The organism is Propionibacterium cyclohexanicum (assembly GCF_900111365.1).
Classification (GTDB): domain Bacteria; phylum Actinomycetota; class Actinomycetes; order Propionibacteriales; family Propionibacteriaceae; genus Propionibacterium; species Propionibacterium cyclohexanicum.
The window spans coordinates 1-17550 of the sequence record NZ_FOGZ01000035.1; the positions used below are offsets into that span (position 1 = coordinate 1).

15 protein-coding genes and 1 pseudogene are annotated in these 17550 nt (G+C 68.1%); 4 read left to right on the plus strand and 12 right to left on the minus strand.

Annotated elements, in window-relative coordinates:
* Window positions 1–167 precede the first annotated feature (167 nt).
* Together BMX93_RS11910 and BMX93_RS11915 are read left to right on the plus strand one after the other, a co-directional pair.
* Window positions 168–806 (plus strand): GNAT family N-acetyltransferase, encoded by a 639-nt coding sequence (locus BMX93_RS11910; RefSeq protein ID WP_091971374.1) that lies wholly within the window; start codon window positions 168–170, stop codon window positions 804–806.
* A 282-nt stretch (window positions 807–1088) separates the two neighbouring features.
* Window positions 1089–2528 carry a DEAD/DEAH box helicase gene (locus tag BMX93_RS11915; RefSeq protein ID WP_091971376.1) on the plus strand — a complete coding sequence of 480 codons (1440 nt, stop codon included), beginning with the start codon at window positions 1089–1091 and terminating at the stop codon, window positions 2526–2528.
* Window positions 2529–2703: 175 nt separating this feature from the next.
* Here BMX93_RS11915 and BMX93_RS11920 read toward each other — a convergent pair whose 3' ends face one another.
* Window positions 2704–4056, minus strand: a complete 1353-nt coding sequence (locus tag BMX93_RS11920; protein WP_218139335.1) for an SPFH domain-containing protein — start codon at window positions 4054–4056, stop codon at window positions 2704–2706.
* A 39-nt stretch (window positions 4057–4095) separates the two neighbouring features.
* Entirely contained in the window at window positions 4096–4554 is a 459-nt protein-coding gene (locus tag BMX93_RS11925; RefSeq protein WP_091971378.1) for an NfeD family protein, read from the minus strand.
* A gap of 280 nt (window positions 4555–4834) precedes the next feature.
* Here BMX93_RS11925 and BMX93_RS11930 point away from each other — a divergent pair, with 280 nt between their 5' ends.
* Window positions 4835–5263, plus strand: coding sequence for a universal stress protein (locus BMX93_RS11930; protein WP_091971380.1), 429 nt, complete (start codon window positions 4835–4837; stop codon window positions 5261–5263).
* 21 nt (window positions 5264–5284) lie between these two features.
* Here the strand turns inward: BMX93_RS11930 and BMX93_RS11935 are convergent, their stop codons facing one another.
* The gene (locus tag BMX93_RS11935; RefSeq protein WP_091971395.1) at window positions 5285–5902 is read right to left on the minus strand and encodes a methylated-DNA--[protein]-cysteine S-methyltransferase; all 618 of its coding nucleotides are present in this window, start codon (window positions 5900–5902) and stop codon (window positions 5285–5287) included.
* A 215-nt stretch (window positions 5903–6117) separates the two neighbouring features.
* Here BMX93_RS11935 and BMX93_RS11940 point away from each other — a divergent pair, with 215 nt between their 5' ends.
* Window positions 6118–6651 carry a MogA/MoaB family molybdenum cofactor biosynthesis protein gene (locus tag BMX93_RS11940; protein ID WP_091971382.1) on the plus strand — a complete coding sequence of 178 codons (534 nt, stop codon included), beginning with the start codon at window positions 6118–6120 and terminating at the stop codon, window positions 6649–6651.
* Between the two features lie 11 nt (window positions 6652–6662).
* Here BMX93_RS11940 and moaC read toward each other — a convergent pair whose 3' ends face one another.
* The 9 genes and pseudogenes from moaC to BMX93_RS11985 form a co-directional block, all read right to left on the minus strand.
* Window positions 6663–7148 (minus strand): cyclic pyranopterin monophosphate synthase MoaC, encoded by a 486-nt coding sequence (gene moaC, locus BMX93_RS11945; RefSeq protein ID WP_091971397.1) that lies wholly within the window; start codon window positions 7146–7148, stop codon window positions 6663–6665.
* Window positions 7149–7188: 40 nt separating this feature from the next.
* Entirely contained in the window at window positions 7189–8466 is a 1278-nt protein-coding gene (locus BMX93_RS11950) for a molybdopterin molybdotransferase MoeA (RefSeq protein WP_245725850.1), read from the minus strand.
* Window positions 8463–8885, minus strand: coding sequence for a molybdenum cofactor biosynthesis protein MoaE (locus BMX93_RS11955; RefSeq protein WP_091971384.1), 423 nt, complete (start codon window positions 8883–8885; stop codon window positions 8463–8465). The genes BMX93_RS11950 and BMX93_RS11955 overlap by 4 nt, the downstream gene beginning before the upstream one ends.
* Before the next feature lie 60 nt (window positions 8886–8945).
* The gene (locus BMX93_RS11960; protein ID WP_091971400.1) at window positions 8946–9968 is read right to left on the minus strand and encodes a MoaD/ThiS family protein; all 1023 of its coding nucleotides are present in this window, start codon (window positions 9966–9968) and stop codon (window positions 8946–8948) included.
* Window positions 9969–10002: 34 nt separating this feature from the next.
* Complete coding sequence (gene narI, locus BMX93_RS11965) at window positions 10003–10725, minus strand: respiratory nitrate reductase subunit gamma (protein ID WP_091971386.1); 723 nt, start codon at window positions 10723–10725, stop codon at window positions 10003–10005.
* Between the two features lie 5 nt (window positions 10726–10730).
* Entirely contained in the window at window positions 10731–11366 is a 636-nt protein-coding gene (gene narJ, locus BMX93_RS11970; protein ID WP_218139337.1) for a nitrate reductase molybdenum cofactor assembly chaperone, read from the minus strand.
* 80 nt (window positions 11367–11446) lie between these two features.
* Window positions 11447–12988: a nitrate reductase subunit beta gene (gene narH / locus BMX93_RS11975; protein ID WP_091971390.1), complete on the minus strand. Its 1542-nt coding sequence runs from the start codon at window positions 12986–12988 to the stop codon at window positions 11447–11449.
* Complete coding sequence (locus tag BMX93_RS11980; RefSeq protein ID WP_245725852.1) at window positions 12988–16650, minus strand: nitrate reductase subunit alpha; 3663 nt, start codon at window positions 16648–16650, stop codon at window positions 12988–12990. The genes narH and BMX93_RS11980 overlap by 1 nt, the downstream gene beginning before the upstream one ends.
* A gap of 280 nt (window positions 16651–16930) precedes the next feature.
* A pseudogene (locus BMX93_RS11985) lies at window positions 16931–17473 on the minus strand (MFS transporter); the annotation flags it as partial.
* Between the last annotated feature and the right edge of the window lie 77 nt (window positions 17474–17550).

Sequence of the window (17550 nt, forward strand, 5' to 3'; positions counted from 1 at the left end):
ATCCTCGGAAGGCCTCGGCCACTATCCGGGCACCGACGCGCCGCGCCCTCCCACCACGGCTGCTGCGTCGCCTACACCCTCATCTGGGAAGAGCCGGTAATGTCGAGCCACGGCACCGTGCCGCTGGTGCTGCCAGTCCCGCTACTGCCCACTCCCGACGGAGGACCATGAGCTCGCTCTGCTACCGCCCCTATGGGCCCGAGGACGCGCAGGCCGTGAAGGCGATCATGGACGAGGCCTTCCACATCCATCGCTACGTCACTGCGCCCCGCCTCATGAACAGCGTTCTGGAGGTCTACCTGCGTGATTACCTGCTCAAGAGCAGCTACGCCCGCGTTGCCCTCAAGGACCGCCAGGTGGTCGGCGTTCTCCTGGGACGTGTGGCCGGCCAACCCTTGCTGCCCGGAGCCTTCGGCAATCGGATGCGCAGCTGGGCACATAGGGCGCGGCTTGCACTGCTCGGATTCGGTCACTACCGCTCACTTCGGCACTACCTTGCGTTCGAGCGCGTTTTCGAGATCCTGCGCAGCCGCACCTGCGTGCCGCTCGAGAATGAGATCGTGGCCTTTGCCGTGAGCTCATCGGCCCGCGGTCTCGGGGCAGGCCGCACGCTGTACAACTCCTATCTGGAGCAACTGCGACGCCATCGCCAGACCGGCTATTACCTGTACACCGATGAGCTGTGCACCTACGGCTTCTATGTCAAGCACGGAATGACCGAGACGGCCGGATACGACATGCCGGTCCGCCTCGACGACCGCCCCCAGACCCTGGGCGTCTACCTCTACACAGGCACGGTCGACTGACCACGACACAGATACTGTCGACTGACCACGCAGGACGTCCCGGAGGCGATCCGGTGCCGCGCGGTTATCGGTCGATCCCGACGCCGTGGTAATGTCCGCTTCGGTGGTGCTTGCAAGCCACCCGCGTCGTTGAACGCTTGGTGGCTGTCGGTGCATGGCGCTGACCCACATCACATCCGGTCACCGGATGTGGAATTGCTTTCGTACGGCGAACGGACGCGCCAATCCGGCGCCTTCGCCCATCTCCTTGGCACCGGGCTCGCAATCCCGGGGAAGAAACTCATGACTTCATCTGTCGCCACCCCTGTGGCGCCCGTCGGCACCGCCGCGGCCTCTGTCAGCTTCGCCTCCCTCAACGTCCCCCAGCCGCTCGTCGACGTGCTCGTCCGGCAGGGCAAGGCCAGCGCATTCCCCATCCAGGTCGACACCTTGCCCGACACCCTCGCCGGCCGCGATGTGCTCGGTCGCGGCAAGACCGGTTCGGGCAAGACGCTGGCCTTCACCATCCCCATGGTTGCCCGGCTGGGCGCCGGCTCCGGCCGGGCCCGCAACGAGCCCCACCGTCCCCGCGCCCTCGTACTGGCACCCACCCGTGAGCTGGCCACTCAGATCGCCGAGGTGGCCACCCCGCTCGCCCACGCCTATGGGCTGCGCGTCACGACCGTCTTCGGTGGCGTCAAGCAGTCGCGCCAGCAGACTGCGCTCGACCGAGGTGCGGCCATTGTGGTGGCCTGCCCCGGACGGCTCGAGGACCTCATGCGCCAGGGCATCGTCTCGTTGTCCCACGTCGAGACCACGGTCATCGACGAGGCGGATCTCATGGCCGACATGGGCTTCCTGCCCGGCGTGACGCGGATCCTGCGTGCCACCCCTGCCAAGGGCCAGCACCTGCTGTTCTCGGCCACCCTGGACAATGGGGTGGACCGGCTCGTCCATCAGTTCCTCCACGATCCCACCGTGCATTCCGTCGACTCCGCCGAGTCGCACGTCGACACCATGACCCACCACGTCTTCGAGGCGGCCGACCCGGCACAGAAGAGCCTCATCGTGCAGGCACTCGCCTCGGGCACAGGCCGCCGCATCCTGTTCTTCCGCACCAAGCACCATGCCAAGCGGGCAGCCCAGCAGCTCACCGCGGCCGGTATTCCGGCGCTGGACTTGCAGGGCAATCTCTCCCAGAACGCCCGCGAGCGCAACCTGGCCGCCTTCGAATCCGGCCAGGTGCACGTGCTGGCGGCCACCGACGTGGCGGCGCGCGGGGTGGACGTGGCGAATGTCGAGCTGGTCATCCACGTTGATCCGCCCACCGAGCACAAGGAATACCTGCACCGTTCCGGACGCACGGCCCGTGCTGGGAAGAGCGGGGACGTCGTGACGATCTGCCTCCCGCAGGAGCGCCGCGATCTGGCCCTGGTGCTTCGGCGGGCGAAGATCCACGCCGACCCGATCCGGGTGAGCGCGGATTCTCCCGAGGTCGCCGAACTCGTCGGTGAGCGCGCTCCCCGCGTCGCCCCGGCCCCGGTCGTCCGCCAGCCGAACAGCGGACGGCCCGGGCAGTCCCCGCGCGGTCGGCGTGGAAATGCCGGTGCCCAGAATCCCGCCACACGCACGTCGGCACGGGCCTCGCAGCGCGGCGGCTCTTCAGCGGGCGGCGAGGCGCACACCAGTGCCGCAAGCTACTCCGGCACCGGCGCGGGCCGGCGCTACGGGCGACGCCACTAGTCTCCTGCGCCGCAGGCGCTACCGAGCCTCCTGTGCCGCAGGCGCTACCGAGCACCCTGCGCCACAGGGGCGAGGGATCCTCGCATATCGTCCCGGTGCGCCTGGCCGGCAGGCGAGGTGTGTGCGGCTCGGAAAGCCCGCCGAGCACTCGCCTCAGCCCGCCCAGCCGGCAGGCTCAGGCGCCCGGCTCGCTGCCTTGTTGCGGTTCTTCGCGCCGTACCGCCTCCGGCTCGCCTGCTCGATCGGCGTGAGGGCCAGGCTCGGCGCCACCTGGTGCCCCCAACGGCCCGGACAGTTCGTCCTGGTCGTCTGTGCCCGGCACCCCGGCCGAGTGAGGCCCACCCGGGGTGCCCTGCGCGGTGGTGATCCCCAGCGGCCCGTCGTTGCCCGGCGCAAGAGTCGGCGCCGCCTCGCGGGCTTTGGCAGTCGCCGTGCCCGGGGTCGACAGACGGGCCGACATCCGCCCCTCAAGGGCCTCGGCCTCGGCGATGGCCTGCTGCACCGAGGCCTGAGACTTCTGCTCGTCCAGCTTCTTCTGCTCCTCGATCTCGGCGAACACGTCCACCGGCTCGGGCGCCGAGAAGTGCGCTGCCTCGGCCTCGGTCTCCTCGTCACCATGCGGTCCGCCGGCCTGGTCGCCGACCAGTTTCCCCAATCCCTTGAGGGCATCGTTCAGCTCGCTCGGCACGATCCACATCTTGTTCGCGTCACCCCGGGCCAGGTTCGGCAGCATCCTCAGGTACTGGTAGGACAGCAGCGACTGGGTGGGCCGGCCGGCATGGATGGCGGAGAAGGTGGTGGTGATGGCCTGCGCCTCGCCTTCGGCGCGCAGCATGGACGCCTGGCGATCGGCCTGGGCCCGCAGTACGGCAGACTCCCGGTCGCCCTGGGCTCGCAGGATCGAGGCCTCCCGGTCTCCGGATGCCGACAGGATCTGGGACTGGCGCTGCCCCTCGGCGAGAAGAATCGCCGCCCGCTTGTCGCGCTCGGCACGAGCGCCCTTCTCCATCGCATCGCGGATGGTGGCCGGCGGTTCGATCGAGCGCAATTCCACCCGGTTCACCTTGATGCCCCACTTGCCGGTGGCCTCGTCGAGCACCGCACGCAGCTTCTGATTGATCTCCTCGCGGCTGGTCAGCGTCCGCTCCAGGTCGAGCCCGCCGATGATGTTGCGCAAGGTCGTCATGGTGAGCTGCTCGATGGCCTGGATGTAGTTCTGTGCCTCGTAGGCGGCCCGTACCGGATCCACGACCTGGTAGTAGATGACCGAGTCGATGCCGACCATGAGGTTGTCCTCGGTGATGACGCCCTGGGGCGGGAAGGGCACGACGGCCTCGCGCATGTCCATCGTGTAGCGCACCGAGTCGATGATCGGCACGAGCAGATGGGGACCGGGCGGCAGCGTCCGGTTGAACTTCCCGAGCCTTTCCACCACGCCGACCTGCTGCTGCCGGATGACGCGCACCGAGCGCACGAGCAGCGCCACCAGCACGACGGCTACGAGGATCGAAACAATCGTTACTACCATGGGTGGGGCCTCTCCCTCTGAGTGGGACGTACGGATGTGTCAGGGCAGCGCGTGGTGGCGAGGGTAGACGATGGCGATGGCTCCGTCGATCTCGTAGACCTCGACCTCCTCGCCGGCCGTGATGATGCCCTGCATGGTGCGGGCCGTCCAGGTCTCGCCGGCCACCTTCACCTCGCCGGCCGATGTCGTGATCTCGGTGATGGCGACACCCGGGGCGCCGACCATCTTGTCGAGATTGGAGCGGTAGCCGATGGCGCTGCGCACCTTGTGCAACAGCGTGGGGCGCAAGAAGGCCAGCAGCACCCAGGCCACGACGACGGTGACGAGAATCTGCAACCAGAACAGCTGGGGGAAGACCAATGCGGTGAGCCCCCCGGCGATGGCTCCGCCGGCGAGCATGAGCAAGGTGAGATCGGTGGTGAGGAATTCGAGCACGCCGAGGATCGCGCCGGCCGCCATCCACGCGATCCAGCCGTTGTTCGTCAACCAATCTCGCATCCGATTTCCTCGCCGGGTGGGGTGTGTGTGTCAGTAGTGCTTCCTTGCGCTGCTGCTCGGAATCGCCTGATGCCACGATCCAGAACTAACTCAACGCTACACGCGGCGAGCAGCCTGGCGCCGGTCTGGGACCGAGGAATGCCCGCGTGCCCCGCGATCCTCCCGATCCCACCGACTCGGGCCGGGCTTTCCGCTGGCACAAGGGGGATTGGCTACTAGCCTGGGGGCAGGACAGCGGCTCGCCGGCGAGCCGCGAGCGCGAAAGAGGAAGGACGGCGCAATGAGCTATCAGCGGATTCTTGTGGGTGTCGACGGATCCGATCAGGCTGATCGGGCATTCACCAAGGCCTGCGAGCTGGCCAAGGCGTTTTCGGGCAAGGTCTTCGTGGTGCAGGTGGTCGATGGCGACCGTGTCGCCCATTCCCCCTACGGAGGCGAGATCGCCTACTTCGAGCAGGAGACCGCGCGGGCCAAGAAGGCCATTGAGGGATATCTCGAGCGCGGGCGCGTCGCCCAGGTGGCCATCGAGGGCGATGTCGCCACGGGCAGTGCGAGCCACCTGCTGGCCCACGAGCTGCCCGAGCAGTACAAGGCCGATCTCATCGTGCTCGGCACCACCGGGCTCAGCGCCATCGAGCGGCTCCTGCTCGGATCACGGAGCAATTTCGTGCTGCGCAACGCCTCGGTGGACGTTCTCATCGTCCGTTGAGCAACTGTGGAGATCTGCGGCTCATGCACCTGAGACGGGGCCCGGTGCATGAGCCGTTTCCTGCGCGATTCGTGCCTGTGGGCCGGGGTCCGCGATCCGTGCCTCCAGGGCGAGCAGCATCTGCTTGACCGTCAGCCCACCGGCATAACCGCCCAGCCCGCCGTCGCTGCGTACCACGCGGTGGCAGGGCACGACGATGGGTAGAGGGTTCGTGGCGCACGCCGACCCGACGGCACGCACCGCCCGGGGATTGCCCGCGAGCTGGGCGAGCTGGCGGTAGCTGACGGTCGTCCCGTATCCGATCGTGCTCAGTGCCAGCTGGACCTGTGCCCGGAATCCCGAGCTGAGCGAACGGTCCAGGTCGAGTTCGAATTCGCGCCGGGTGCCGGCAAAGTACTCGCCCAGCTGCGTGATCGCGGACGCCAGCCCGTCAGGGGCCTCCTGGGCCGCTGCGCCGGTGCGCACCGCGAGGTGGGCCAGCACGGCATCGCGATCCTCGCATTCGAAGCCGATCCGGAGCAGCCCCCTCGGCGAGCCGATGAGCAGCAGTGTGCCGACGGGGGAATCCATCGTGGTCCAGTTCAGGCGCGCCGGCTGCGCGGTGCTGGGTGACTTCGGGTCCGTGGTGGTCTGCGTCATCTCGTCCTCCTGCTTGGTGGGTGGGTGGTGCTGGTGGTGGGGGGTGCTGGTGGCCGGCAGCGCTGCCGGGTGCGGTGCCCGGCCGGACAGCCATACCATCCATTGTGCTGGGTGTCCTCCTGCTGCGGGTCATTGTGCAGGGCGGGCCTGGGGCTGATGAGGATCTCGGCGCTGTCGTGCTCCGGCGCCGAGGCGATTCTCGCTAGGGTGGCGCTGTGCCCGACTCGAATCCGAACCCCACCCGGCCAGCCCGTCAGCGCGCGGCGGTCGTCACGGTCTCGGATCGCTGCTCCAGCGGCGAGGCCCGCGACCTCTCGGGCCCGCTGGCAGCTCAGCTGCTGGGCGCCCTCGGGCTCGACGTGAGCCCGGTGATCGTCGTTCCCGATGGTGTGCGCCCGGTGCGTTCCGCCATCGAGGACGCCGTCGCGGCGGGCCATCGGCTTGTCCTCACCACCGGTGGAACCGGGGTCTCACCCCGCGACCTGACCCCCGAGGCCACTGAGAGCCTGCTGGAGATGCACCTCGACGGATTGGCCGAGGCCATCCGGCGCCGCGGGGCCGAACACGTCCCCACTGCACTGCTGAGCAGGGGCCTGGTGGGCGTCATGGGACGCGGTGCGGGCGCCAGCGTCGTCGTCAACGCCCCCGGCTCACCGGGTGGCGTGCGCGATGCGGTGGCGGTCATCGGCCCGATGCTGGAGCACCTGTTCGCCCAGCTCGCCGGGGCCGATCACCCGAGTGGGCACTGATCCAGCTCGGATCAGTGCCCGGCCGGATCCTCGGGCCTGGTCCACTCACCCGAGCGCCCGCCCGACTTGTGGACGATCTTCGCCTCGCGGATCATCGCCGTGCGGTCGACGCCCTTGACCATGTCGACCACGGCAAGGCAGGCCACCACGACAGCGGTGAGTGCCTCCATCTCGACCCCGGTCCTGTCGGCGGTGCGCACGGTGGCCGACACGGATATGTGGTCCGGCTCGAGGTGCACGTCGACCCGTGCGCCGTGCACACCGATCACGTGCGCCAGGGGCAACAGATCGGGGGTGTGCTTGGCGGCCTGGATACCTGCCACTCGTGCCACCGCCAGGACATCCCCCTTGGGAACCGTGCCATCGCGCAGGGCCTGCATGATGGCCGGCGAGCAGACCACCTGCGCCACCGCGCTCGCCTCCCGCACGCTCGGCTGCTTGGCCGTCACGTCGACCATGAGGGCATCGCCGGCCTGCGACAGATGCGGCAGCCGCAAGGGCTCGTGGGCCGGGGGAACCGCCGCCGCGGCGCTCGGCTCAGTCACTGAGATTCCCCTCGCGGGTGTTGATGAACCGCAGGTGATCGCCGGGCGAGACGTGATCGATCCCGGCCGGCACGATCGCCAGCCCATCGGCCTGCGGCAAGGAGGCGATGAGATGGGAGCCCGACACCAGCCGGTGGACGGGCGCGACAGTGCTGGCCAGCAGGCTCACCGGCGTGAACTGTGTCTTGCCCACCGGCGAACTCCATCCGGCGCTCACCACGACATCGTGGCGGCGGGGCCGGCTGTCGGTCCGGCGGGTGGCCATCATGCCGATCGCCCCGGCCACGTAGAGGTGGAAGCAGACGAATGCGGAGACCGGGTTGCCGGGCAGGCAGAGCACCGGGATCTGGCGTCCATGCACCTCGAAGGTCCCTACGCCCTGTGGGCCGCCGGGCTGCTGCCTGACGTGGTGGAAGCGCATCGTCGGGCTCGTGAAGGCCTGGCGGACCACCTCATAGGCACCCTCGGAGATACCGCCGGCGGTGACGATGAGGTCGACCTGCGGCCAGGTCTCCAGCCGCGCCCGCAGCGCGTCGGGATCGTCCTTGGCCCGGGTGCGCACCACCAGCGTGCCGCCGGCCTGCGCCACCAGGGCGGTGAGCATGATCCCGTTGGAATCGGGAACCTGCCCCGGACGGGGCCGGTCGCCTGGCGACACGAGCTCGTCGCCGGTCGTGATGATGCCCACCTGGGGCCGAGGATGGATGCGCGCCTGCCCATGGCCCACGGAAACGGCGCAGGCCAGCGCGGCGGCGTCGAGCAGCCGCCCTGCCTTGAGGACCACCGTCCCCACGCTGACGTCCTCACCGCGCTGACGCACATTCGCGCCCTGCTTGGGCGCCTTACGGATGCCCACCGTGGCGGGCAGCTCGCGGATACTCCCCTGATGGTCGGTGTGCTCCACCCTGACGACGGTATCGGCGCCGCGGGGCAACAGGGCACCGGTCATGATGCGCCATGCGGTGCCGGGCTCGACCTCGTGCTCCGCCGTGTCGCCGGCGGCTATGTCCCCGGCCACCGGCAGCCGCACCGGTTCCGACTCGGACGCGGCGGCGATATCGGCGTGCCGGACGGCGAATCCGTCCATCGCGGAATTCGTGAACGGGGGAACCGGTAGGAGCGCCTCGAGAGGTTCGGCAAGAATGGTGCCGAAGCAGTTGGGTTCCGTGGAGCCGACCTCGCCGAGCAGCCGGCGGGGCACGGTGGGTAAGGGCCGTGCCACGGCCTCCACCAGAGCGCGGTGCTCGGCGATCTCCAAGAGTGCGTTCACTTCAATCCCGTCCAGACGTGGGAACCGTCTTCTAGTGTCTGGCTCTTCCACACCGGCAGCCGTAGCTTCACGGAATCGACAAGAGCACTGGTCGTCGCGAATGCCTCTGCGCGGTGCTCGGCGGCCACAACGACGACCATAGCGGCCTCACCCACCATGAGATGGCCCACGCGATGCCAGGCCTCCACCCGATGGACGCCCCTCGCGTGCACCGCGGACTCGGCGAGCTCCTGGAGAATGACCGGGGCCTGGGGGTGCGCCGAATAGTCGATGGCAACGATCCGCTGGCCGGCGTCGTGATTGCGCACCACGCCGACGAAGCTCACCACGGCTCCACAGCGCGCGTCCTGCGCCGATGCACAGATCTGTGCCACGTCGAGCGGGTCGTGGGCGATCCCGCTGCGGACTGGCTGTGTCATGCTGAGCTCCTGGGCGTGAGAGGTGTGCGGCGGCTGCCCGCCATGCCGGTCCGGTGCCGCTCAGCCACCGGCGAACGGCGGCAGCACATCGATGAGCGAGCCCTCGGCGATCGGGTCGTCGCGTCCGGCCTGCTGCTGATCGACGAAATAGCTGCTCACTGCGAGCACCGGCGCCAGGCCCGGATGCCGGGCCTCCAGCCGGTCGAGCAATTCCCCGAGAGTGGCGGGGGTGGACCCGGGATCGAGTTGTTCGGTGCGGCAGCCAGCTGCTTCAGCTGCCCCGCCGTAATAGCGAATGGATGTCACGAGCTGTCTCCTGTGCGGTGCGGGCCGCTCGGTGAGGTTCACCCTACAGCGCACCGGCACGCTCGAGTCGGCGAGATACTCCACGTCAGCCAGGTCGGTGGCGGTGAGCTGGAGCACCCGCTCCACCATGCCGCGGCGCATCTCCAGCGCGAGCGGATCGGGATGCTGCGGATCGGTGAACGGGCAGGAATTGAGCACCAGGCTGGTGGGGTTGTCCGGGTCCGCGGTGGCCTCGAAACCGAAGGCCGTGAGGAACATCCGGATCTTGTCCATATGGCCGCTCAGCCGGAAGCCCTCCGGCACCGGCGCGCCGCTCGTATGGTCGGGCACATGCAAGGACGCGAGGGCGCGATCGCCCCAATTGCGTCCGATCTGATAGGCCGCCGACCTCGGGTCGGGAACCGAGATCCTCAGCCAGGCAAAGACCGCGCCAGTCACCTGGGTGAGCATCTGGGCGGGGAAGGTGGGATCTGCCGGAGTGAAACTCGTGTACCCCAGTGCAGGCCGGCCGCGTCCGGCTGCGGGCAGCTGCTCGCGGCTCACCAGCCCCAGGTCCAGCAGCGCGTCGAGGGTCTCGCGCACCGAGCTGACGTGAAGATCGCTCTCCTTGGCCAGCTCGGTCACCGTCGCCGGACGGGTGCGAGCCGACAGCCTGGACAACAGGGCATGCTGAGCGGGAGTCAGATGGGCCACGGCGGTGAGCACAGCCCCCAGCCCGCGGCCCTCGGCCCGGTCGCGCGGCAACGGCGCCACGCCGTCCGCTTCGGGAATCGTCATCTCGTCGAGGGCAGTGTCCCCCGGCGAGCGGGGTTCACCAGCCACGGGGCTTGGGGGCAGAGGCGATGCCCTCATCACGCGATCGATAGACCACGTAGGGCCGCGTCACGTACTCGACGGGGGCGGAGACCACATGGACCAGCCGGGTGAAAGGCCACACGCAGAACAGCAGCATGGCGGCGATGATGTGCAGCTTGTAGGCGATCGGCACGTCAATCATCAGCTGTGGCTGCGGATTGAACAGCGGGATGGAGCGGAACCACACGCTGATCGTGTCGCGGTAGTTGTAGCCGCCCGCTGGGCCGAAGATCTGGTTCATCACCGTTGCGGTGGTACCCAGGCAGATGACCACAGTCAGACCGATGTAGGTGACGATGTCCATCCGGCTGGTTGCCAGGCGTACTGATTTCACCACGATGCGACGATACAGCAGCCCACACAGGCCGATGAGGGTGATCAGGGCGGCACCGGCGCCGAGCACCGTGGCGCCCAGGTGGTACAGCTGCTCGGAGATTCCCACGGCACCCGTCCATTCCTGCGGGATGGCCAGGCCCACCGCATGCCCTGCGGCGACGAACAGGATCCCGAAGTGGAACATCGGGGACGACCAGCGCAGCAGGGCCTTCTCCTGCCATTCGCTGGAACGGCTCGTCCAGCCGAACTGGTCGGTCCGGTAGCGCCAGATCATCCCGCCGACGAGCAGGACGATGGACAGATAGGGCAGGACAACCCACAGCAGCACGTCCGGGACTGACATGCTCGTCACTTCCTCTCGGATGTGGTCGGCGCCGGGCGGCCCAGCGCGGACGCGTCTGGCGACGCATAAGGGGGCACGCTGGGCATGTCGAGGCCCACCAGCTCGGAGGGCGGGCCCTGGCTGATCAGCTTCTGGTAGGCCTCGATGGTCCGCGCATCGGCCTGGGGCAGGATGGCCAGCAGCGCGTCGAGCAGCACGGCATAGGGCGACCCGGACTTGTGCAGCGCAGCCCGCACCACTTCCAGGCCCTCGCGATTGGATTCCAGCAGTTTCTCGCCGGTGTCGGACTCCTCCAGGGCACAGAACTCCAGGACGGCCGGCAGGTAGTCGGCCAGCTCCTCGCGTCCCATGTCGAATCCGCTGCGGCGCATCACCTCGCGGAAGGCGAGCAGCGCCTGGCCGCGGGCTCGGGTGTCGCCATGGGTGTAGTAGGTCAGCCACAGGGCGCACCGGCGCTTCTGGTCGAAGTTGTCGACATAGTGCTCCTGCAAACCCCGGATGCCCGTCGTCTCGACCGTGGTGCAGAACTGCTCGATCGGTTCGCGCAGCGCAGCCGGCAGCTCGGTGCATGCTTCGCGGATCGTCGCCAGTTTGCCTGGCAGTTGCTCGTCCGGATAGTCCAGCAGCAGGGAACAGCTCATCTGGACGATGCGCCGCTTGTCGCGGCTCACGCTTGGCCCCGGCGCGGACTTGGTTCCCGACCGGCGTGAGAGCAGGGCCATCACAACACCTCCAGTGGCAGCGAGGGACGTCGTGGCGCGGCATTGCCCGCCCGGCCCATGGCGGCCGGAGCCATGCCGTGGAAGGCCTCCGTGTCGTAGGAGACCGGGCAGCCCTCGAGCTCGGAGATGCCGCGCGGCATCTCCGGGTGCGTGGTCGGGATGACATAGCGATCGTCGTACTTCGCGATCGACAGCAGCCGGTACATCTGCTCGATGGTCTTCCCGTCCATGCCGACCGCCCCGGCGATGGACTCGTCGCCTTCCCTGCCCATGAACACGTCTCGCATGTAGGAGCGCATCGCCGCAAGCCGGCGCAACGCGAGCTCGACCGGCCGGGTGTCCCCGGCGGTGAACAGGCCGGCCAGGTAGTCCAGGGGGATGCGCATCTGCGCGATGGCGCTGAGCAGCACCTTGTGGTCCTCGCCGTCGTTGCCGGATGCGGTCACGGCATCCACGACCGGGCTGAGCGGCGGAACGTACCAGACCATCGGGAGGGTGCGGAACTCCGGGTGCAGCGGCAGGGCCACCTCGTACTTGGAGATGAGTGCCCAGATCGGGGACTCCTGGGCAGCCGTGATCCACGAGTGCGGGATGTCGTTGGCCTGCGCATTCGCCACGACCTCGGGGTCGTTGGGGTCGAGCAGGATCTCGCGCTGGGCCTGGTACAGCTCCTGCTCGTTCTCCCGGCTGGCGGCCCAGCCGACCCGGTCCGCGTCGTAGAGGATGACGCCCAGATAGCGAAGGCGCCCGACGCAGGTCTCCGAGCAGACAGTTGGCTGGCCCACCTCCAGACGCGGGTAGCACAGCGTGCACTTCTCGGCCTTGCCGGTCTTGTGGTTGAAGTACACTTTCTTGTACGGGCAGCCCGAGACGCACATCCGCCAGCCGCGGCACTTGTCCTGGTCGACGAGCACGATGCCATCCTCGGTGCGCTTGTACATGGCGCCCGAAGGGCACGCCGAGACGCAGGTGGGGTTGAGGCAGTGCTCGCAGATCCTCGGCAGGTAGAACATGAACGAGTCCTCGATGTTCTTCGCCACGTCCAGGTTCATCTTCTTGAGGACCGGATCGTTGTCCAGGGTCTCCATGGACCCCCCCAGGTCGTCGTCCCAGTTCGCGCCCCACTCGATGGTGTCGATGTGCTCCTTGTCGGCCAGCGAGACTGCCCGGGCCACCGGCACGTTCGCCGAGTCCTTGGGGGCCGACAGCAGCTTGTCGTACTCGTAGCTCCAGGGCTCGTAGTAGTCCTTGAGATCGGGCAGATTGGGATTGGCGAAGATCTTGGCCAGGGAGCTGAGCCTGCCGCCCTGGCGGGGCACGAGCTTGCCGCTCTTGGTGCGCCGCCAGCCGCCCTTCCAGGTGTCCTGGTCCTCCCAGCCGCGGGGATAGCCCAGTCCGGGACGGGTCTCGACATTGTTGAACCAGATGTACTCGGTGCCCTCCCGGTTGGTCCACGCCTGCTTGCAGGTGACCGAACAGGTGTGGCACCCGATGCACTTGTCCAGGTTCATGATCATTGCGATCTGGGCCATGACTTTCATCAGAACTGAACCTCCTGGCTGCGGCGACGGATCATCGTGACCTCGTCACGCTGGCTCCCGGTGGGGCCGTAGTAGTTGAATGCGTAGCTGAACTGGGCATGACCGCCCGCCAGGTGCGTCGGCTTGATGGCGATGCGGGTCAGCGCATTGTGGATGCCGCCGCGCTTGCCGGAGCTCTCAGTGAGGGGAGTGCCGACCACCCGCTCCTGGGCGTGGTACATGAACACGGTGCCCTGCGGGATGCGGTGGGACACGATGGCGCGTGCCGTCACGATGCCGTTGCCGTTGCGGGCCTCCACCCATTCGTTGTCGCGCACCCCGATGAGATCGGCGTCCTGGGGGCTCATCCAGATCGTCTGGCCGCCCCGCCCCAGCGTGAGCATGTGCGGGTTGTCGTAGTAGGACGAGTGGATGGACCACTTGTTGTGGGGGGTGAGATAGCGGACCGCCACCTCGGCCCCCTCGGGACCCTGGCGAGTGGTGCCCAGCGCCACCTCTCCGCGCATCACGCTGCGGTCCAGCGGCGGGCGGAAGATCGGCAGGGCCTCGCCCATGTCGCGCAGCCACTCGTGCTCGAGGTAGAACTGCGGACGCCCGGTGAGGGTGTGCCAGGGCTTGGAGCGCTCCTTGTTCACGACGAAGGCCGAGTAGCGCCGCCCCCCGTGCTCCGAGCCCGACCACTCGGGAGAGGTGATGACACTGCGTGGCTGGACGCGGGTGTCGATGAAACTGATCGTCTTGTCCTCGTCGCCCTCGGCCAGGTCGGCCAGCGTCCCGCCGGTGCGCTGCTCCAGGTTCTTGAAGCCCTGCGTGGCAAGCCGGCCATTGGTGGTGCCGGAGAGCATGAGCACTGCGTCCGCCGCCTTGATGTCGGTGTCGAGCAGCGGACGCCCGGCCCCGACCGCGGCGTCCTCGGGTGCTCGGCCGTTCTGCTCGCCGAGCTTGACGACCTCCTCGTCGGGGTGGAAGACGACGCCCTTGGTGGCCATGCCGGCTGTGTCGACCAGGGGACCCAGGGTGTCGAACTTCTGCCCGATCTGGGTGTAGTCGCGCTCCACAGTGACGATCTTCGGCATCGTCACGCCCGGTATCAGCTGGTCGACGGCGCAGACGGCGCCGCCCGGGAAGTTCAACTCGTCGGGCGTGTCGTGGTTGAGCGGGACCGCGACAACATCGGTGGCGGTGGACAGATGTCCCACGGACAGCTTCGAGACGAGCCGGGCCAGCGTCTGGAAGGTCTCGAAGTCGGTGCGGGCCTCCCACGGCGGGTCGACGGCCGCATTGAAGGAATGCACGAAGGGGTGCATATCGGTGCTCGACAGATCATGCTTCTCGTACCAGGTGGCGGCCGGCAGGACGACATCGGAGTGCAAGGTGGTGGACGTGTTGCGGAAGTCGGCCGTCCACAACATGTCGAGCTTGCCGGTGCGCCCCTCGTCATGCCAGGCCATGGTGGCGGGGCGATCGCCCTCGGGCAGCTCTGGCGCAGAGATATCGTTCTGCGCGCCGAGCAGGTATTTCATGAAGAACTCGGTGCCCTTGGCATTGGACCCCAGCAGGTTGGTGCGCCAGTCGGCGAGCACCCGGGGAATGTTCTCCTCGGCGTCGGGATCCTCGGCGGCGAAATGCAGGCGTCCGGCGCGGAGTTCCTCGACGACATAGTCCGGTGCCGAACTGCCGGACTTGGCGGCAGCCTCGCCCAGGTCGAGGGGCGAACGATCGAAGGTTGGGTAGCTGGGCATCCATCCGCGCTTGGCCGATTCCACCAGGCAATCCGCGACCGACTTGCCCTTGAACACGCCAGGTCCCAGCGGGCTGGCCAGGCTCTCGGCCGACAAGCCGTCATAGCGCCACTGATCGGTGGCCAGGTAGTACCAGCCGGTGCCGATCATCTGGCGGGCCGGGCGGGCCCAGTCCAGCGCGAAGGCGTAGTGGGACCAGCCGGTGATGGGACGCACCTTCTCCTGGCCCACGTAGTGGGCCCAGCCGCCACCGTTGACGCCCTGGGTGGCGCACATCGTCGTGAGCGCGAGGAAGGTGCGGTAGATGTCGTCGGCGTGGAAGTAGTGGTTCACCCCGGCACCCATGAGGATCATCGAGCGCCCGCCGGACTCCAGCGCGTTCAGCGCGAACTCCCGGCCGATCTTCTCCGCTGCACCGGCAGCGACCCCGGTGAACTCCTCCTGCCAGGCGGGTGTGCCGGGCGCCGTGGCGTCGTCGTAGCCGGTCGGCCACTGCCCGGGCAGGCCCGGGCGCGTGACGGCGTACTGAGCAAGCAGCAGATCGTAGACGGTGGTCACCAGGTGGCCGTTGATGCGGCGGGCCGGCACGCCGCGGTGCAGGACGCCCCCGCCCACGCTGGCCTGACCTGCCTGTGCCGGCAGGTCGAAACGCGGCAGGGCCACCTCGACGGGCTCCCAGTCGCCGGTGTCCATGAAGCTGAGCACCGGATCGACGCCGTCGAGGTCGAGATTCCAGTGCGAGGCGCCCTGGTCGCCGTAGTGATCGGCCAAGGTGCCGCCCGGGTCGACGACCGACCCGCTGGCGTCGAGCACGAGCGGCCGGAAGGCGTTGTTCTCGGTGCGCTCGGTGGTGCCGGCGGGCATCTTGTCGGCGGTGAGGAAGGAGCCGGGGATCTTCGCGGTATCCGCGTTGTCCTGGTCGTCGAGTTCGATGAGGAAGGGGGCGTCGGAATAGCGCCGCATGTAGTCGAGGAACATGGGTTCACGCCTGCCGACGTGGAACTCGGTGAGGATCACGTGGCCCATCGCCTGGGCCAGCGCTGCATCGGTGCCGGGATGAACGCGCAGCCAGTCGTCGGCGAACTTCGTGTTGTCGGCGAAGTCGGGGGAGACCACCACGACCTTCTGACCGTGGTAGCGGGCCTCAACCATGAAATGTGCGTCGGGGGTGCGGGTGATCGGCACGTTCGAACCCCACATGATGAGGTATTGCGAGTTGAACCAGTCACCCGACTCCGGCACGTCCGTCTGGTCGCCGAACACCTGCGGGCTTGCCGGTGGCAGATCGGCGAACCAGTCGTAGAACGACAGCATGGGGGCGCCGATGAGCTCATGGAAGCGTGAACCGGCCCCATAGGAGATCATGCTCATCGCCGGGATGACAGAGAAACCGGCCACCCGGTCAGGGCCATATCGCTTGATCGTGTACACATAGGACGCGGCGATGATCTCGGCCGCCTCCTCCCAGCTCGTGCGGATCATGCCGCCGCGGCCGCGGGCCGATTTGTAGGCCCTGGCCTTGACGGGGTCCTCGACGATCTCGCCCCAGGCGAGCACCGGGTCGCCGAGGCGTGCCAGCGCGTCGCGGTACAGATCCAGCAGGGCGGAGCGCACATAGGGGTGCTTGATGCGGGTGGGGGAGTACTCGTACCAGCTGAAGGATGCCCCCCGCGGGCAGCCACGCGGCTCGTACTCGGGCATGTTCGGCCCGGTGCTCGGATAGTCGGTCTCCTGGGACTCCCAGGTGATGATGCCGTCCTTGACGTAGATCTTCCACGAGCACGAACCGGTGCAGTTCACCCCATGGGTGGATCGCACGACCTTGTCGTAGTTCCAGCGCTGCCGGTAGAAGGTGTCGGCCTTGCGGCCCCCGTCCATGAAGATCTGGCGGGTGTCCTCGCTGGCCACCCCGCGGCGCATCCAGGAGCCCAGTTTGAACAGCGCATTGCCCTTGGCTGCGTCTGCCGGGGAACCCGATCCGGTGCGCTGCGCCGGGCCGGCGGCGGGCGATGGCGTCCCGGCCTGGCTGGGAGTCTGTCTGTCGGACATCGATGCCTCCTGATTCACGGGACCAGCTGAGCTGTTCCGGCTGATTGATGGGACCAGCTGAGCTGTTCCGGCTGATTGATGGGACCAGCTGAGCTGTTCCGGCTGGGATCCGATGATGTGGAATGGGAACGTAGGCCGGGCCGCGGTGCACTCAGCCGGGGAACGGTGCCTTCGGGCGGGCGTAGCGGAGCCAGCAGATGATGGCGCACAACACGGCGTATCCGACGCAGATCCAGTACCAGGTGGCGGCCGGCATGGCCGTGAGCGCGACACCTACGATGAACGGGCCGAAGCTCGCGATGGCGGCCGTGAAGCCGATCGCGCCGCCGGTCTGCTTCTTCGGCATGATCATCGGCAGCTGCTTGAAGGTCCCGGCATTGCCGATGCCGGCGAAGAAGAACATCGCCAGCATGAACCACAGATAGCCGACGAAGTCGCCGGTGCTCTTGGGTGTGAGGAACAGCGCCGAGCCGGCCAGCGTGACGGCCATGCCGATCCCCGAGACGAGCGTCCACACGGCACCGCCGAAGCGGTCGCACAGCGGGCCCCACAGGACACGCACGACAGAGGCGATGAGCGGGCCGAGGAAGGCATAGGCCGCTCCGCTGGGCAGGGGGAGCGAGCCTGCCGCGAAGCGGCTGCCCGAGCCGAAGGTGTTGTTGATGAGCAGGCCGAACTGGCTCTTCATAGATGAGGGTGTAGGGCATGTCGCGCGGTCGGGTGGCGCGTCGGTGTGGGGGGAGGGGTCGAGGTCTTCCGAGGATGGAGGTT

Excerpts from the sequence above, each read along its gene's own strand:
- BMX93_RS11960 (WP_091971400.1), bottom strand. The coding sequence starts at position 9,968 with ATGACGATTCCCGAAGCGGACGGCGTGGCGCCGTTGCCGCGCGACCGG.
- BMX93_RS11955 (WP_091971384.1), bottom strand. The coding sequence starts at position 8,885 with ATGACACAGCCAGTCCGCAGCGGGATCGCCCACGACCCGCTCGACGTG.
- narH (WP_091971390.1), bottom strand. The coding sequence starts at position 12,988 with ATGAAAGTCATGGCCCAGATCGCAATGATCATGAACCTGGACAAGTGC.
- BMX93_RS11930 (WP_091971380.1), top strand. The coding sequence starts at position 4,835 with ATGAGCTATCAGCGGATTCTTGTGGGTGTCGACGGATCCGATCAGGCT.
- narJ (WP_218139337.1), bottom strand. The coding sequence starts at position 11,366 with ATGAGCTGTTCCCTGCTGCTGGACTATCCGGACGAGCAACTGCCAGGC.
- narI (WP_091971386.1), bottom strand. The coding sequence starts at position 10,725 with ATGTCAGTCCCGGACGTGCTGCTGTGGGTTGTCCTGCCCTATCTGTCC.
- BMX93_RS11980 (WP_245725852.1), bottom strand. The coding sequence starts at position 16,650 with ATGCGCCGCGGGGTGGCCAGCGAGGACACCCGCCAGATCTTCATGGAC.
- BMX93_RS11925 (WP_091971378.1), bottom strand. The coding sequence starts at position 4,554 with ATGCGAGATTGGTTGACGAACAACGGCTGGATCGCGTGGATGGCGGCC.
- BMX93_RS11915 (WP_091971376.1), top strand. The coding sequence starts at position 1,089 with ATGACTTCATCTGTCGCCACCCCTGTGGCGCCCGTCGGCACCGCCGCG.
- BMX93_RS11935 (WP_091971395.1), bottom strand. The coding sequence starts at position 5,902 with ATGACGCAGACCACCACGGACCCGAAGTCACCCAGCACCGCGCAGCCG.
- BMX93_RS11920 (WP_218139335.1), bottom strand. The coding sequence starts at position 4,056 with ATGGTAGTAACGATTGTTTCGATCCTCGTAGCCGTCGTGCTGGTGGCG.
- BMX93_RS11910 (WP_091971374.1), top strand. The coding sequence starts at position 168 with ATGAGCTCGCTCTGCTACCGCCCCTATGGGCCCGAGGACGCGCAGGCC.